At 36.5% G+C, this 16,954-nt stretch carries 13 protein-coding genes, 1 pseudogene and 1 riboswitch; of the genes and pseudogenes, 5 read left to right on the forward strand and 9 right to left on the reverse strand.

Going from position 1 to position 16,954, the window contains the following annotated elements; genetic code table 11:
• Window positions 1-273: 273 nt before the first annotated feature.
• Window positions 274-660, forward strand: a complete 387-nt coding sequence (locus tag CN514_RS00640) for a hypothetical protein (protein WP_098230921.1) — start codon at window positions 274-276, stop codon at window positions 658-660.
• A 556-nt stretch (window positions 661-1,216) separates the two neighbouring features.
• Here CN514_RS00640 and CN514_RS00645 read toward each other — a convergent pair.
• Window positions 1,217-1,369: pseudogene (locus tag CN514_RS00645) on the reverse strand (sporulation protein YhbH); the annotation flags it as partial.
• Window positions 1,370-2,076: 707 nt separating this feature from the next.
• Between CN514_RS00645 and CN514_RS00650 the strand changes: the two are divergent.
• Complete coding sequence (locus CN514_RS00650) at window positions 2,077-2,574, forward strand: DinB family protein (RefSeq protein WP_098230922.1); 498 nt, start codon at window positions 2,077-2,079, stop codon at window positions 2,572-2,574.
• Window positions 2,575-2,873: 299 nt separating this feature from the next.
• On the opposite strand, the gene CN514_RS00655 is transcribed toward CN514_RS00650, so the two are convergent.
• Complete coding sequence (locus CN514_RS00655) at window positions 2,874-3,230, reverse strand: LysR family transcriptional regulator substrate-binding protein (protein ID WP_286141496.1); 357 nt, start codon at window positions 3,228-3,230, stop codon at window positions 2,874-2,876.
• Between the two features lie 137 nt (window positions 3,231-3,367).
• A complete protein-coding gene (locus tag CN514_RS26295; protein ID WP_286141498.1) occupies window positions 3,368-3,583 on the reverse strand; it encodes a LysR family transcriptional regulator in 216 nt (71 codons plus the stop codon).
• A 242-nt stretch (window positions 3,584-3,825) separates the two neighbouring features.
• On the opposite strand from CN514_RS26295, the gene CN514_RS00665 reads away from it, so the two are divergent.
• Genes CN514_RS00665 through CN514_RS00675 form a run of 3 tightly spaced genes read left to right on the forward strand, consistent with a single transcriptional unit; the run spans window position 3,826 to window position 5,253 of the window.
• Complete coding sequence (locus CN514_RS00665; protein ID WP_098230926.1) at window positions 3,826-4,254, forward strand: MarR family winged helix-turn-helix transcriptional regulator; 429 nt, start codon at window positions 3,826-3,828, stop codon at window positions 4,252-4,254.
• Between the two features lie 27 nt (window positions 4,255-4,281).
• On the forward strand, window positions 4,282-4,920 hold the full coding sequence (locus CN514_RS00670) for a nitroreductase family protein (protein ID WP_098230927.1): 639 nt from the start codon (window positions 4,282-4,284) through the stop codon (window positions 4,918-4,920).
• Window positions 4,921-4,959: 39 nt separating this feature from the next.
• Window positions 4,960-5,253 carry a putative quinol monooxygenase gene (locus CN514_RS00675; RefSeq protein WP_098230928.1) on the forward strand — a complete coding sequence of 98 codons (294 nt, stop codon included), beginning with the start codon at window positions 4,960-4,962 and terminating at the stop codon, window positions 5,251-5,253.
• A gap of 585 nt (window positions 5,254-5,838) precedes the next feature.
• Here CN514_RS00675 and mmuM read toward each other — a convergent pair.
• The 6 genes from mmuM to CN514_RS00705 form a co-directional block, all read right to left on the reverse strand.
• Window positions 5,839-6,795: a homocysteine S-methyltransferase gene (gene mmuM / locus CN514_RS00680; RefSeq protein ID WP_098230929.1), complete on the reverse strand. Its 957-nt coding sequence runs from the start codon at window positions 6,793-6,795 to the stop codon at window positions 5,839-5,841.
• On the reverse strand, window positions 6,770-8,179 hold the full coding sequence (gene mmuP / locus CN514_RS00685; protein WP_098230930.1) for an S-methylmethionine permease: 1,410 nt from the start codon (window positions 8,177-8,179) through the stop codon (window positions 6,770-6,772). The genes mmuM and mmuP overlap by 26 nt, the downstream gene beginning before the upstream one ends.
• Before the next feature lie 82 nt (window positions 8,180-8,261).
• Window positions 8,262-8,365, reverse strand: a riboswitch (SAM riboswitch).
• 1,779 nt (window positions 8,366-10,144) lie between these two features.
• Window positions 10,145-11,278 carry a HupE/UreJ family protein gene (locus CN514_RS00695; RefSeq protein WP_286141499.1) on the reverse strand — a complete coding sequence of 378 codons (1,134 nt, stop codon included), beginning with the start codon at window positions 11,276-11,278 and terminating at the stop codon, window positions 10,145-10,147.
• Between the two features lie 346 nt (window positions 11,279-11,624).
• A complete protein-coding gene (locus CN514_RS26975; protein WP_435817631.1) occupies window positions 11,625-11,852 on the reverse strand; it encodes an OmpL47-type beta-barrel domain-containing protein in 228 nt (75 codons plus the stop codon).
• Between the two features lie 97 nt (window positions 11,853-11,949).
• Window positions 11,950-15,369 carry a LamG-like jellyroll fold domain-containing protein gene (locus tag CN514_RS00700; protein WP_098230932.1) on the reverse strand — a complete coding sequence of 1,140 codons (3,420 nt, stop codon included), beginning with the start codon at window positions 15,367-15,369 and terminating at the stop codon, window positions 11,950-11,952.
• 1,011 nt (window positions 15,370-16,380) lie between these two features.
• A partial coding sequence (locus tag CN514_RS00705) for a hypothetical protein (protein WP_217993908.1) occupies window positions 16,381-16,954 on the reverse strand: 574 nt, incomplete at its 5' end.

A 16,954-nucleotide genomic window follows, 5' to 3' on the forward strand; every position in this document is an offset into this window, starting at 1 on the left:
CAATCCTTATGCAACTAAACTGCCAGTTAGTGCAATAATTCTTTTTATTGAAGTAATGGGCTTATCATTACTTCAATAAAATTGGGTATTGTCACAGTTTGTCTATCGGTAACAAACTATCCACTAATGAATATGATGAAATGAGACTAGTTACCTAGTTACTCCTCTCATCAGATATAAGAACTAGAGAATTTCATTGAATAATTTCTATAAGTTTTTAGCAATGAAGAGAAGAGTATTTGTAGATAAAAAATCAAAAAAGGTCGTGGATATATGAATGAAGAAGAAATTTTCGAAATAGGTGCCAATTGTCTTCTAAGGATAGGGAACCGTTTTTTTGCAGTTGTTGAAATAGAATCAGAAGTTCCTGGTATAGATTTAGAGGTATTTGTTATCATTCGTATTAATATGGAAACAGCAAAAAGACTTAAAAATGCCGGACTTGATTTTTGTGAAATAAGAAACACTGCTCCTAGAAATGAAGATGGCGTAACAGCAGAATTCAAGTGTATCTTTATAACAAACCGTCAGGCTTTTGCTCTTTTTGATGTGGAAAATGATTTTGATCGAGCTGTTTTTGTACGAATTTCATTAGAAGAAGCAGAACGCGCAATAAGAAAAGGTGCAATGCGTTGTACTGTTATTGATGCAAGACATTAATATAAAAACTATATTTTGACTTATTAAAAGACTATGTTAATGATATAAAGAATGATCTGTTAAATGAACTTACCCTGATTAAATAGATATAAATAAAAATGTGTATATTGAGCAGCCTTAGCCCTGTATTCTAAAGGGCTAAGGTTATTTAATTTCTTTTGGAATCGTTTTGTTGTTGTACCGCATTTTAAGTAAAAATGTTTTTATCGATATATGTTTTACAAAACAGAAATAGGTCCTCATTTACTTACTAAGAATATTCGCCTAAACTTTGTTCAGCCATTTGAAAAATGCGATTTAAAATTGCTCCACTTACAGAACCATTTAAACTAACTGTTGTAGATAGTTAGACCCCATAAATCATTAAAAATATTCATTCTCAAGGTTAGCACTATCCGTTATTCAACTAAAACTGCCATTATGTTGAATAAGGTCTTCACTATTGATTTTAAACCTAAAAATTTACGACAAAAAACCAGAAAAGCCTTCTAACGGGTTTTCTGGTTTTTCACTTTCTACTAATTTCGCATGCCATTTAATTCTCCATAACCGCTCTCTATTTCGCTGCCTTTTCATGTTCCTGCTTGAAAAAGCTCTTCATAGAATGGAACACATCTGACTTTTGCTTTAAAATATAATATCGAAATTTCTCGTCATTTATATTTTTATACGCGGACATTAGCGTACTATGTCGATTGTATTGGTTTACTTATACAGGATACACCCTTTGATATGACTAGTTTTTTCGAAGGTCATTTTTTAAAAATTCCATTGAGTTGTTTAGGATACATCCACTTTGATTAAATTCCTGTAAAAAATAACCAATGAGAGTCCATACATTTTTCTAGTTTACATCAATAAAAAAGTTAACATAGCAATTAATTTTATTCAACTACCATGGGAGTAAAATAAAAACTTCCATTCACTGTTGTGAATCCGATGATTCATGGTTGGCTTAACGTACTGCGTTAGTTCAATAATTTTCAAGTTCAGTTCTAAATCTCTAATAGTACCATTTCCAGTCCATCATTATTTAAAGCAAAAATTGATTTACATTGATCACACCTAAGGATTACACCAGAAGGATATTTTGGGACCTTATAATACGAACGCATGAGTTAGTTGAACAACTTAATCGACTGTTTAGCCGATTATTTTATGCACTATTTGGTAGAATAGTTGAAGAAGAGGTAAAAGCTTTTAATCATTCATTTATCTATTGACTTAGAGTTTACTCTAATCAGTATAATTAAAATAAATCAAGATGTACTGTAATCAGCTAAAGATTGGGTGCTTTATCATCAAATGATTTAGATGGAAAATTCGATTTGTCTAATATGAACAGTGATTTTTTCGATAAAAGAAAGTAAAAAGAACAATAAATTCATTAGAATAAAAATGTTGGGAGTCGGTTTTATGGAGCAATCAAATAAAGCGTTTAGTGATACATTAATAAAATCATTAAGAGGAGAACGAGGTCATCTTCCTATCAAGAATGCTTTGTTGGATATAAACATGGATCTTGCGGGGAAAAGATTAGAAGAGCTACCTTATACTATTTATCAATTAGTCAAACACATGACATACTGGCAAGAATTTCTCTTATTATTCGCACAAGGAGAGAAGCCAGAATTACCTTCCGATGTAAAAGAAAGCTGGCCTGTTGAAGAGGGGCCAAATAATGAGGAAGAGTGGAAACATGTTATTCAACATTTTCTTCAAGGGATAGAACAGGCATGTACGATTGCCCAAACTGTTCAATTGGACAAATCATTGGAGAAATGGCCAGGCGAATCACTAGGTGGTGTACTACGCAATATTGCATCTCACAACTCCTATCATTTAGGTGAAATAGTACTAATACGCAGATTATTTAGCGCTTGGCCACCACCAACTGGAGGATATCCAGCCTAAACTTTGGATCAATAGTTATTTCATAACACATGGGAGCCAATGAGGCTCCTATTTTCCATGTTTGCGCTTTGTTGAATAAGAAGTGTTATAAGTGTTTATAGAAATTTAATTAAAAGTAGTAGAAGAAAAATGAGCTGTATAATGCAGCTTTTTTATTGGGTCTTCTCGAAAGGTATTAGCTTCAACCATTGCCTCGTGGAGTAAACGTCAAGTAACTCTAAAATCAAACTTTTTTGTATATTTTGGAGTTACTTGACGTTTACTATCTACTAGTGAAAATTTAAACTTGCTTGAGGGGGTTAGCTAAAATAGTTCGATAAATCTACGTGCCGCTTTGGAAAGATATCGTTGTTTACTAATGCTATCTCTGATTGAAGAGAAGAATCTAGGATGTCCAATACCCTAATTCCGATATTACGAAATTCAGATACTGAAGATTTAGGAAGGATACTTGCTCCAATTCCAGTTTCAACTAGGGAAAGAAGTATATTAATATCTGGGCATTCGCACAAAATATTTGGCTGGAATTCGAATCGTTCACATTCTTCTATAATTCTTTCATACAGCCCCTCTCCCTTCGTTCTGTGGACTAGCAATAAAGGTACGTCTTCAATCTTTTCATTTGAATAGCTTCTTTTGAATGGTAATTTCCCCAATTTTTCGGTACCACAAAAACAAATGATTCCGTTCCCAAAGGAATCATAGAAAGACCTTCCATTTCTAAAGGAAGACGAACAATGGCAAGTTCGATATTGCGTTTTTGTAACTGTTTATTCACTTCACCTGGATCTCCTCACCGCAGTTTAAATGAAATCATTGGATAATCTTCATGGAAATATTGAATTCTTTTAGGCAGATAAGAAACACATGAGGCAACTGTACCAATGGATAGAGAACCTCTGATTATTCCTTCACCAGCTTCTTTTACTTCTAATATCGACTCCTCAAATAAATTTAAAATATTCTGGGCTTTTTTATATAGAATTTTGCCAGCTTCAGTGAGTTCCATGGTCCTCCCAAATAGATAGATGCATGCAGGTACTTTAGTCCTCCTCATCTATCCTCTCTTTTTTTGGAATAAAATGTGTGACATTATATTCGGTTATTTAGGTTTAATTTTTTTTTTTCGACAAAAAATAAATAAACAAAACAAAATGATTGCATTTTAAATTTTAATCAGGTATATTATTTGACATATCAATTATTGATACATCAACTAACTGCGTAATGCCTTTGCAAAGGAGGGATAAATTGACAAATTCATGTGCAAAGGAAGCGATTATTTTATATAAATTACACTTTCTTAATAAAGAAGTGAGTTCAAAGTTTGAAGGTTGTACAGGTATAAGTCAATCTAGGCTTGAGCTTATACTTCAGTTATATGAAGTAGATGAAATTAGTCAAAAAGCGCTTCAAAAAGAAGTGAATATTGATAATGCGGCAATTACGCGGCACTTAAAGCAACTTGAAGTAAATGGAATGATTGCAAGACGTAAAAATCCAAATGATAACAGGGTTACTTTAGTTTCTCTTACGAAAGAAGGACGAAATAAAATTCATGACTTTCAAGTAGAGAAAGAGCGTTTTGTAGCTTCAGCGCTAAAAGGTTTAAGTGAAGAAGAGCGTGATAATCTTTTAAATATGTTAAATCGTATTCAAGAAAATATACAAAAAGTCTAAATATGAGATAAAAAGGAGAGTACATCTATGAGTAACATAACAAAAATAAATGATTTTACAGAAATTATGACAGGACGTCGTTCGATTCGTAAATATGATCCATCAGTGAAAATTAGTAAAGAAGAAATGACAGAAATTCTAACTGAAGCAACACTTGCACCTTCTTCAGTTAATATGCAGCCATGGCGCTTTCTTGTAATTGATAGTGCAGAAGGAAAAGCAACACTTGCACCTCTTGCGAAATTTAATCAACTTCAAGTAGAAACATCATCCGCAATGATCGCTGTATTTGGTGATTTACAAAACTTTGATAATGCAGAAGAGATTTATGGAACAGCTGTTGAACGCGGGTTTATGCCAGCTGAAGTGAAAGAAGATCAAATGAAGAAGTTATCAGCATATTTCTCTACGGTTTCATCAGAGGTGATGAAAGATACAGTTTTAATTGATAGTGGTCTTGCATCAATGCAACTTATGCTAGCAGCTCGTACTCATGGATACGATACATGTCCAATTGGCGGTTTTGAGAAAGACCAAATTGCTGAAGCATTTGGATTAGATAAAGATCGTTACGTACCAGTTATGCTAATTTCAATTGGAAAAGCAGCTGATAGTGCATACAAATCGGTTCGTCTGCCAATTGATAAAATTGCTAAGTGGAAGTAATTTTATCAAGACACATAGAATAATGAAAGGGGAAGCACTATGATAATCATTCACGCAGCATTTCAAGTAAATCCAGCTAAACAACAAGCATTTGTAGAAGAAATTCAACCTTTAATTGATGCTTCAAGAGAAGAAAACGGAAACGTATCATATGATTTATATAAAAATACTGAGAAAGAAAGTGTGTATACAATGGTAGAAGTTTGGCAAAATGCAGAAGCAGTGGCTAGCCATAATACAAGTGAACACTTTACTTCTTTTGTTAGTAAAGCGAATCAATTTTTAACAGCTCCATTAGATGTTAAAGTTTACGATGGACAACTAGTAAAATAATCAATACCCCCTCGATTACTCTAAAATAGAGTTACCGAGGGGGTGTTTTATTGTTTCTTCGTAAACGTCAAGTAAATTCAAAATATATAATAAAGATAAGATTTGAGTTAAATAAATATAAGATTACCTATTGACTAATCGTAAGAAAAAGAAAGACCTCAGTTATCAAAAATACAACTTCTATCCATATAAATTAATAGGTTTTCATTTTTCACCTTGGTCAAAATAGTATATTATATTCTATTTTTATAGTAATAAAATAAGACCGCCGAAGCAGTCCACCTTATTGAACTAATGCTTTGCGTTAGTTGTTTTTCCATACTGAAATCCAACTAAAAATATAGCAAGAACTGATATATTCAATTATTAACCGTATCTATTAAACGGACATTTCCTATTTCCCCTGGTTCCTTTCATACTTAAGGTGCTACAAGTTCAATGGATTCCTAAGGTTTTTTGTCTCTTAACAGACATTTTATTCTGCTAGATGTAACTGTAGATTCCTGAACAAATAATATCTCCTCAAAATGCATGAAATAACATACAAAATTAGATTATCCTCCATTATTGCTCTGTTTTATTCGATTAGAAAACCTCGGAAAGGCGCCATTTTTTCGATATCTCCTTAATTTGATGAGGTGTCGTTCTGCAGCATCCACCTATTAAACGTGCACCTACTTGGTACCATTCTTCAGATTGTATACCCAACGCGTTACATTGTTCATGACCATGCCATGTTTTTGTTTCCGGGTTATAAGTTTCACCAGAGTTTGGATAAACAAGAATTGGCTTTTTGGTATTTTCTCTCAATTCCTGGATGGCACCAGTTACAACAGTTACTGGTGCACAATTGATGCCTATCGCCACAATTTGCTCACTTTTCTCAAAAACTCGCGCACACTCCGCAAGCTTCGTACCTTCACTGATCTCTTTTTCATTTTTTATAGAAAAGGATAGCCACGCATATGTTTCTGGAAACTCACGCAATAATGTATCTAATACTCTTGCTTCTTGCAAGGAAGGGATTGTTTCGAATGCTAATAGATCTGCACCAGCTTCAATCAATACTGACATTCTTGAACGGTGAAAGTCTTCTAATGTTTTATCTGTCACACCGTAGTTACCTACGTACTCTGAGCCATCTGCAAGGTAAGCCCCGTACGGTCCAACTGACGCAGCAACCAATGGTTTAGGCCTATTCGTTTGCTCGTTTTCATTCCAAAAATCATCCCTTGCTCTTCTTGCAAGTAACACGGTTTTCTTAATTAACTCCAAAGCTTCCTGTTCTTGTATTCCACGTGCAGAAAAACCATTAATAGTAGCTTGATAGCTTGCTGTTATGGCACAGTCCGCTCCAGCTCGAAAATAGTCCGAATGAACTTGATAAATTAGTTCAGGATTTTCTAATAACACGCGTGCCGACCAAAGGGGATCGTCCAAATTACATCCATGCGCCTCCAATTCTGTAGCTAATGCTCCGTCAAGAATCATCATGGAATATTCGGATAAAATAGCTTCAATTGGATTGAGTTTGTTCGACATAATTTACGCCCCTCTTCTTTAGATTTTTTGATAGATAATAACTTCCATAGCAAAGCAAAATAAACGGTATGCCGCAATATAAGGCAATTCTCTGTGTTGGATCAAATGCAATTCCAATACACGAAGCCAAGCAAAGGATAAAAGAAGAAATTGGTACCAATGGATATAATGGTGTACGATAGACCAAATCCTTTTCAGAATTTCCTTCTTTTAAAAATTGTCTGCGAAATAGGAACTGGGAAACACTAATACTCATCCAAACCACAACCACTGCTAAACCAGAAATTGAAACTAGTGCGATATAGACAGTATCTGGAGCTATAATACTTGAGAGCAACGCCAAACCTCCACCCACCATTGAAAAAATAATAGCGTTGATTGGAACACCCTTCTTTGTCATTTTTCCAAAAATCGGTGATATTGTATTCTTATTTGCAAGTGACCAAAGCATTCTAGAAGAGGCATAAAGACCTGAGTTTGCCGCAGAAAGAATGGCTGTTAGGATAACAAAATTCATTATGTCGGCTGAATATGGCACCCCAATTCGTTCTAGTACTGCAACAAAGGGGCTTTTTAATATCCCTGCATCCGACATAGGCAATAAAGCAGATAAAACAATAATTGTTCCTATAAAAAAGATAATCAATCTCCACAGGGTAGTTCGAATTGCCTTCGGTATCGTTTTTTCCGGGTTCGCTGTTTCACCAGCTGCAATGCCTATTAATTCTGTTCCTGAAAAAGCAAAATTAACCGCAAGCATGGTCATTATAATAGCAGTAGCACCATTTGGAAATAAACCTGCACTTGTTAAATTAGAAAAGAATGGCGCTGTTTTTGAATGAGTCATCGGAAGAAACCCAAGCATTGCCGCTACTCCTATAATAATAAATAACCCAATCGCTATAACCTTTATCGATGAAAACCAAAATTCAGATTCAGCGAAAAACTTAACTGTAACGACGTTTAATGCAAAGATCAAAATGGCAAAAAGAGCACTCCATACCCAAACATTAACCGATGGAAACCAACGCTCCATAAGCAATCCAGCGGCTGTAAATTCGGAACCTAAAGCAACAGTCCAAGTTAACCAATATAACCAGGCTACTGTAAATCCTGTACCCGGTCCAATGTATTTAGCTGCATAGCTATGAAATGCACCCGTTTCAGGCATATGTACGGAAAGCTCCCCTAAACATAACATGACTAGATACACCACTAGCGCACCTATCAGATAGGATAGAATTGTACCAAACGGACCAGCTTGTTGAATCGTGTAACCCGAACTTAAGAATAAGCCAGTCCCAATCACCCCACCAAGTGATAGCATGACTAAATGACGTGCTTGCATTTTCCTTTGAAATTCTTGCCTATTTTCGTTTTCCATTTCTACTCTCCTTTAGTTACTATCCAGAGAAAACAAAAACGCACTCTAAAAAAGAGTGCGCTACTGACAAATAAAATGAATGGTCTTATCTATCAGGAGTTTCACCCGCTGGAATTAGCACAGTATCTTAATAGACCTGTTGCTGAGGTATCATAGGGCCAGTCCCTCCACCTCTCTGGATAAGAAATATATTTTTTTTTTTATAACAATATCAATTCACTTAAAAATTGTCAAGATATTTCAGTATTTTTTAAAAATTCCCTGCTGTAGAAATGCAAAAAGTGTGTTACTTTAACTACAATTCACTTCTCCTTGGATATTATTTTAAAACTTAATATAAAAAACTATAATTTTAATTGTTGTCACTTAAATGCTTTAATATGACCCCCTATCCAAAAAAACAAAATACTTGTTGTACAGAATATGTTTTTTCAACTAAATACTCACGAGTATATATCAGAATTGAATACATGATGGTTTTAACCAAATTTCACCATTTATATTAAGTGATATCTAAAATTCATTTAAATTTCAAAGTCATTTTTATTATTTATTTTTAAACTATTCTGTCAAATACTTAAAAAGGAACCGATTATCATCGACTCCTGAAATTATGCAACTATTTAGGAGAAGTGTTAATTACTTCTAATAAATGGTAAGATTAATTACTCCCCTCGTTAAAAATCTGTCCGATAGTAGAAAAACGCGAATGAATTTAGGTTTTATAAATATAAAAATACGACCCGATTTGTGAAGAGTTTCACTTAAACTAATCTGCCATTTAGTCTCCCATGCAGCGCAAGCGCTACACCACAGTGAATGAAAAAGAATTAAAACCGTCAATACTGCTTCTATGGCTGGGTGAGGAAGGTCGCTTCAACAAGGTGCCATTAGAGCCCATCATTTAGTCTGACTCCAACAATCACGATGCATCTCAGAATGTCGCTCCCTAGCGAGTCACCGAAGTAACTCTTGATATTCAACTAATGCATGCTTTAGTTGAATAAGAGATTTTTAATTCTCTAATTAACTTTGCTTTTTTTAAAGAATTTATCTAATAAATTCTGGCTAGTTTTTCCCTCTGGTAATCTAAGTAAAAAAAGTAAATGAAAATAGACATAGACTAATAAAGATCCCTCTACTCTTTATTAACAATTCAATTTTCCTTATTTAACTAATCTGTCATTTTGTTTAATAAAAAAAGAGCCACATTTAGCGACTCATGATCTTCAACTTAAGCATGCGTTAGTTGCATAACTTTTTTATTTTCCATTCGCATAAAGATATAACTAAGAAGAGGCAACATTGACACTTCTTTTTGTTTCCCTTACCAATTCTTGATTTTTGCCATTTCGTAATCTAGGTACTTAGCCGAGAAGATGAATCCTTTTTGGTAAACGATAAAATCGTTCACTTGCATTGATGGTGGCGGATTACTAATATGATATGCCTTCGCATAGTGGTTATGTAAGTACGGTTGATAACCTTTGTTCTCTCTTGCTTGTAGCGAAATCTTCGATGTTAGCGCACTCTTTGGATGAAACGTGAACAACAACTTCGTTCGAATGGCAAGAGAAGGGGTTGCGTGGAATGTGGTGTAGAGAATGCAGCAACAAAGAAAAATGAGTAGCCAGTTTTTACGGGTCAATTAACCCCCTCCTTCTATTTGGTTTAATGAAACCTTTAGAAAATTATACCTATTAGTAGGGTATTTGTAACTTGGGGGAATTTCACATTTTTTCATATAAAATCAGACAAACCTTATACAACTAATCTGCCATTTAATTCCATAAAAAAATCGACTTTTCAGCCGATCGAGTTGTTCAACTAAAGCATGCGTTAGTTGTACAAGAGCTTTAAAAACGCTCAATTTGTAGGGTAACCACGAAGACAAAATAAAAAGATTTCACTTCTCGATCCTTCCCGGTTTATGGTTGGCAATCTTTTCATGTTTTGGGCTATGGTTTATTGCAGACGTTGAATCAACCAATAAAATGCTAAAACAAAAATAAGGCAAGACATTGAGATCATCATTTTACGATACCACTGGAACCTGCGCAGCCAAAACAAGAGAGGCAGTAATAGACACAGTAACATGAACTGACCCGTTTCCACGCCTAAATTAAACGAAAGGAGTGTGCCAATCAGATTGTTCTTTGGAAGTCCCGTTTCAGCCAAAGCCCCGGCGAAACCCATACCGTGAATCAGGCCAAATAAAGCCGTCAATAGCCACCGCCATTTCGCCTTTTGAACAAACATATTTTCCACTGCCACATAACAGATCGTCAGGGCAATCAAGGCTTCGACCCAAGACGGGATGACGTGAATGCGGCCAGACGCCACCAAGAACAGTGTAATGCTGTGGGCGACTGTAAAAGCAGTAACAATTTTCAACGCATCCTTGAAGCGAGATGTGATTAATACTAAGGATAACAAAAACAGCAAATGATCGTACCCAGTCAAAATGTGTTCGATTCCAAGTACAAAGTATTTCCATAGGACGGATCCAATTTCAGGCTGAGCAATGGTGATCTGAACATCTTTATTCTTGATATCAAAAATATTCTCATAGAAATATTCTCCTGAATGGACCACGAGTACATTCGTATGAAGAGGAGCATCTTCAAACATCAGATTGTAATGAAGATTAAATTGTTCGATCGCTTCATCGGCGGTTAACCTAAGTTTAAACACTTCGCCGATCGTGGTTCCCATCTCTGCCTCGTTCATCGAAAGCAATTCCATGGTTAATGGCTTCGAATCTATATTTAAACGAAGATCTTTCTGTAATACCGATTCAATTCTTTCTTTCTGCGAGGACAGTTCCTCGTTATCCAGATATTTATCCTTGTTGGTATCAAATTGTTTCAGCATGTATATTTGAGGAAGAAAAAGTTCATAGTCAATCGTCTTCCCTTTAATGTATAACTTCGAGTAACCCATATCTTTGGAATCGGCTAATGAAGTGCTGGGATTCGCAAATAATATTAAGGTGATTATGAATAAGTTCAGGAATGCAAGTCGTTTCAAAGCGAGACCTCCTTCATCAAAGTTTAAATCTAATCCCTTGAGCGAATCATAATTGTCAGCTGGGATCATGATTCGAATCCTATTGTGAATATTTTAATGTAGTCGATGATCGTCCTGAAAATTTAATGGACTTAGAGGATGTGGCTAATGTCCCCGAATTATCGCTTGGTTCGGGCTAATTCAGGAGAGGAAGCATAAGTAGGATGGCCATAGAATAAATCTCTTCCCCCGTAGAGTTATGGCCATCACTATAAAGAACTTCATACCACAGAAAAATCTACCAAAAATTAACTAAATACGGTCAAATTGAATCATTATTGAGCGTCTAAATATTGAGCGATCCGCAGCAAATATTTTGCCACTTCACCTGATATGTGCTTCCCGCTTTGAGCCTTCACTTCACTCACAAAGCCCTTTAGATCGTTGTTTGCCAATTTGTCCTGCAGGCTATCGACAATGCGTGTCCTGGTACGGACACCACGATCGACGGAGCTGTCTTGTCGATGCTAAAGGATACTGTATGTGCCCGTTGCACGTTGCCTGCTTTATCTACACTCCAATTTACAAGCTTATGCACGCCTTCTTCTGACAATACGACGGAAGTCCCCATTTGCTTAGCGTCATCGTCTACCGAGTAGTAGATATTTGGCTACACCCGATTCGTTATCGCTCGCGCTAAAGGTTACAGCGACATCTTGATTAACCGAGCTGCTTGGCGCATTGTCCGTTGTCGTTGGCGGTTATTGATCACTCAATTGTCTTACTTCGTCCTGAGTCAACGCGAGGTCAAATACGCGAACGTCGTCCAGCATTCCATTGTAAGCTTCTCCGCCGGTTTCGGTCGCTCCAAGCACGATTTTACTCGTCACAGTCGGAAGCGGTCCAAGATTCGTTGTATCGCTTGCCACTAAGTTACCGTCGACATAAATCTTCAGCCCAGTTGAATGATCGTAGGAAGCCACATAATGATGCCATTTGTTATCGCTGTAGGTCCATGGAAAATACAGCGCTTTATAACTGGAAGAAGCATTGGGCCAATAGGCCACGCGAGCTTGACCCCCGGCCAACTGAAGAGCCGTGAAACGATTACTTTGACGGAAAATGCTCGTTGTGCTGGTTGTAGGCTGAGAAGTCTTGAACCAAAACGACACGGACTCGTCACCTGTTTTATTCAAAGTTGCCGAAGAGTTGAACTCGGCCCTTTTGCCGCCGCTGAAAGCAAGGGCTCCGCCTTTGTCTGAATAGGTCCAAGTCGGGTTGTTAACCAGAGTTCCGGTGTTGCCGTTACCTGAAGAATCGCTGACGGTTGTACCGGAGCCTTCATCGAACTTCCAGTGGGCTACTATTTCGGCAGGCTTTGCAGATACGCTAATGCTTGTTGTCATTGGTACGCTGTTCGGGTTTTTGACTCCAATAGGCAGAGTTACTTCTCCTGTTACCGTGAAGGTCTGCGCCGTCGTGGCAGTTGGATCATAGATTGCACTATTTACATCCCAATTCACACTGGCATCCACATCTCCCCCATCGGTTACAAGGGCTACTTTTTCTGGCAATCCAAGAGCCGCCGCCGTCTTTGCCGTTCCGATGGCCACTTTTGCCGGTGCAGGTGCTGCGACACTATTCAAGATTTTTTCTTGAATCTCTGTCAATTCAAAATGTTGAATAATGAAATAAGGTCCAATTACATTCAGCCTTATTTTATGTGAACCTTCACTCAGTGCGACCGTTTCGGGTTTAGTAATGACATAGTTCCAATTCGAGGTTGAGAATGAGGTTCTCGTTTGAGGTACTCCATCTACCTGGAATTCAACCTCTCCCGTATACCCCGGTTTTGATGCCACCATGTAATTTAATTGATAGAATCCCGATTTTGCCACATCTACGCTATATTCCATCGAGTCGCCTTTTTCCATAAAATTAACTCGCGATAAGGGTACGCCATTGCCATCAATCCACGGTTCATCTCTAAGTACAGCACCCTGTTTCGAATTGTAGTTTCCAGCTTTTATCCTTCCTGGCACTAATGCTGAACCAGGCAATTCATCTAAAATATTTACATTAAAGCTGGCTGTCTTTCCACCTAGAGTCACAGTCAGTTGCAATCCTTCTTTAAGATTGGCATTATCAAAGCCGGTAATATTATCAACCGTTACGTTCTCCACTTTTGTTGTTTCATCACTGTAAGTACCTGTCACAACTAGCCCGTATATATTAAGCAAATCTCCTCGTAGGTAATTTAACTTTTTTGGTAGTTTAGTTATTTCAATGCTTTGCAACTTAACGTTAGAAGTCTCGTTGGCAATTGCCATGATCTGATCTGTAGACAATGCTTGATTGTAAACCCTTACTGCATCAATACCTCCATTGAAGCTTTGTTGGCCTCTACTGTCTGCACCGATATACGTTCCCGTTGTTGGCGTAGAAGGAGCTGTTGTATTATTGGTTACTGGTACGCTGTTGCCATTGATATAAAGCTCCCAGGTGCCGCTTCTTCTTGCCGCAGTAATATTGGTCCATTGTCCTGCAGTCAAAGCAGTCTCCGATCCCAGGATCGTCTGACCGTTGATCACGATTGATACCTTATCGCCGTTGTCATGATCCAGCATGATAGAATAACCGTTGCTAAGGCCATCGCCATTGGAAAAGATCTGCTGCGATCCCGAAGTTGCACCATTCCACTTCACCCATGTTGTTAGCGTAACATTGTCTGTTTTTTTGGATACAAGATCTGCACTTGCATAATTACCGTCAGCACCGTTCAGGCTGAGCGAGGCTGAACCTTCCATTTTATCCGTCTTATCATAAGCTGCACTTCCATTCAAAGTTGCATTAAACCCATACTTGTTACTGTCTTTACCATTGTCGTTAAATCTCCACATCCATCTGGGATCGGCACTATCCATAATTTGTAATTTATCTATGTTCACGCCCGCTGCGTTGCCATCGCTTTTTATGACGATCTTGTTATTTGGACCCGGATTCAGCTCAACATGTACCGCCAAGTCGTTATACGAGGTCATGCTTCCGGTAGTCGGAAAGCTGAGCGTCTGTACTTTAGCTCCATTTACATATAATCCTTTGGCAACATTAGTAGCATTGGTAGCATACCTTATTTTCAATATTTTATTGCCGCCAGAAGCTCCTCCGTCAACCTTGAGCGACTCGATATATGCGCTTCCATTGTTCATATTCACATACTTGCTGTCGTACAGGTCGTCGCCAGCAGTTGCATATGCGAATGAACTATCCTCGGCTTCATACAAGCTGGTTGTATTCGGGTGCAGACTTATAGTACCTTCCCATACAGTTTTTTGTGTATTTACATCCCTTCCCTTTAAATGCACCTTGTCTTTATATACATCAAAAATCATCTCTTGACTATTTAAAACGGCACCGTCTCTTAATGCAGAGAATTTCCCGGTGTACAAGTTGCCTTGTATCCTAGTATCGTCGTGAAGATGTCCTGTTGTTAAAATAGCCTGTGGATATTTTTCAAGGATATTTCTGAATTTCATTTCCTGTACCGTATTTGGACCATAATTATCCGAATATGACTTGGATACGGTTTGGTAAATAGGATTATGCGTGAACACAAAAATCGGCTTGTCCGAAACAGCATTTGCAGCAAGCGTACTTTCCAACCAGTCTAACTCTTCGTCGGACATATACGCGGTATTTGCCGGTTTACTATCAAACCCTAAAAATATGAAGTCATAGCCTTGTATTTCCCGGTGGTAATACACCTTATTTTCTGGTATTCCTGCTTTTTGTATAAATCTGTTCTTCGCTACATTAAAATCCGACTGCCAATCATATTCATGATTCCCCATTGTATAATACACCGGCGGATGATCTTTTACAGAATCGATAGCATTTTTTATGGCGTCATATTCACCGCTATCCCCGAGATTGGTAATATCCCCGTTTAAAACTATTGCACTTGCATTATTATTAACAGCATCCTTTACAGCTTTAACTGTATGTCCCGTATCATTATGCGTGTCCGACATTGACATGAAGCTGAAAATAGGTTCTTCCGTAGTGTTTTCTGCCCCTGCTGCAGAGCTTTCTGCCGAAGTACTACCTACTACACCCATTAGGGCTACATTCATCAGCATGAGTGATAGAAATGGCTTTTTTAACCTTTTAAGAAATAGCATAATTAAACCTCCTGTTATTCTTTGTAATACTCAATAAATGGCCGTTTGTCGTCTTGCTAAGATGGACAACTCTTGCTACAAGGTTTTCACCCAATTTAACATATCAACTTACTGAACGTTTTTCCGAATATTAGGTGAATTAAATGTAGTAAAGCTTATTACAACAATTAATAAACTGTGAAAAATAGTTAAAAATCAATAAAATATTGTTCCTCCTTTTTCAAAATGAACCTAAACTTTCCTTACGACTTCTTCTCCTAGTGAAGTCAGCCACACTTTAGTATTTTGATTTATTTTTTCAGTGGGATGGTGAAAAAATATCTCATGGACAATTATATAAGCACTATGTAAATTAAAAATTAATTTTAAATTATCAATTATTAATGAAACCATTTGTGTTAAGTAATCCGTAATGATAAAAACTTTTTACCTTAAATGCTTTCCTGCAGGAAGTAAATCAAATAAGAAATACCAAAGTCCTAAAAACTATGTACCCTTCATTCCTCTATCCTTAAGCCAGATTTGATTTTCAACGTCTAATAAATGCGAAAAAGTTCAAGAAAAACTACGTTCTTGAACTTAAATAGATGAATTTGAAGTCATGTCTGCTAGCTATATTTTTCGGTTTCCTATCTATCATGGATCCTTCTAGATTAAAAAAATTTGTTATATAATTAGTAAAATTAACCAATAATTATACATCTTAATTATTGACCATATGTAAAGTAAACTTAATTTTTATGTTAACCAATAAATACTATAAAGATATTCTTAATAATGATTTAGAATATAGGCACTATAATTTTTCAATGTGTACATCTAGGGAAAGGAGCTGCATACACAATGGGATACATAATAGCTCCAATAAAATAGTCATGGTGACTCCTCTATGATTCCCTCTTTTTTACATTAGTATATCATTCCTTATTCAACTATACTGCCATTATGTTGAATAAGAAAAAGCGATCCTCTATTGAAGTATCGCATGCGTTAGTTGAATAGTGGAAAAAGTTATTTCCATGTATCAGAATGCCAATAATCAGGCTCCCCAAAAAGTAATGAACTTTCAATAGTTTCTTTATACTGCTCCCAATCAAAATAAAAAGGTCCAATCCCGTAATAATTTACTAATTTACTACTCCAATCATCAAGATTATTTTCATATCCTAATTTATACCAAATAATTGTATTGTCATCTTTTGAACTCCGTTTAATTTTTAATGAAAAAGCACCGCAGCCTAAGTCAGAACATGGACAAATATATATTGAATTTCTATTGTTCTCAAAGTCCGATTTTGCTTTTAATAATAATCTATCAATTTGTTTTTGTTGAAATTCTTTTGGACCCCATCCTAAGCAAGAAACATAATCCATATCTTTAATTTCCTTAAAATTATTTAATGGTATTCCATCAATTAAAAAATTAGCAAAAACTATTTTACCAGGATAACCCTCACGTATTTGTTTTTCGATACTTAACTTGGAAATCTTCGGCACATAATCATCCCCAGAATAACTACTTAAATCTTCTTTTAAGAGTAGCAAAAGTAACTTTAATTTTACAGTCCTTATTGAACTAAACTGC

This window comes from Bacillus sp. AFS001701, assembly GCF_002559405.1.
Taxonomy (GTDB): domain Bacteria; phylum Bacillota; class Bacilli; order Bacillales; family Bacillaceae_G; genus Gottfriedia.

Coding starts and splice junctions, on each gene's coding strand:
- CN514_RS00670 (WP_098230927.1), top strand. CDS start 4,282: ATGAGTAACATAACAAAAATAAATGATTTTACAGAAATTATGACAGGA.
- CN514_RS00650 (WP_098230922.1), top strand. CDS start 2,077: ATGGAGCAATCAAATAAAGCGTTTAGTGATACATTAATAAAATCATTA.
- CN514_RS26295 (WP_286141498.1), bottom strand. CDS start 3,583: ATGGAACTCACTGAAGCTGGCAAAATTCTATATAAAAAAGCCCAGAAT.
- CN514_RS00675 (WP_098230928.1), top strand. CDS start 4,960: ATGATAATCATTCACGCAGCATTTCAAGTAAATCCAGCTAAACAACAA.
- mmuM (WP_098230929.1), bottom strand. CDS start 6,795: ATGTCGAACAAACTCAATCCAATTGAAGCTATTTTATCCGAATATTCC.
- CN514_RS00700 (WP_098230932.1), bottom strand. CDS start 15,369: ATGCTATTTCTTAAAAGGTTAAAAAAGCCATTTCTATCACTCATGCTG.
- CN514_RS00640 (WP_098230921.1), top strand. CDS start 274: ATGAATGAAGAAGAAATTTTCGAAATAGGTGCCAATTGTCTTCTAAGG.
- mmuP (WP_098230930.1), bottom strand. CDS start 8,179: ATGGAAAACGAAAATAGGCAAGAATTTCAAAGGAAAATGCAAGCACGT.
- CN514_RS00695 (WP_286141499.1), bottom strand. CDS start 11,278: ATGATCCCAGCTGACAATTATGATTCGCTCAAGGGATTAGATTTAAAC.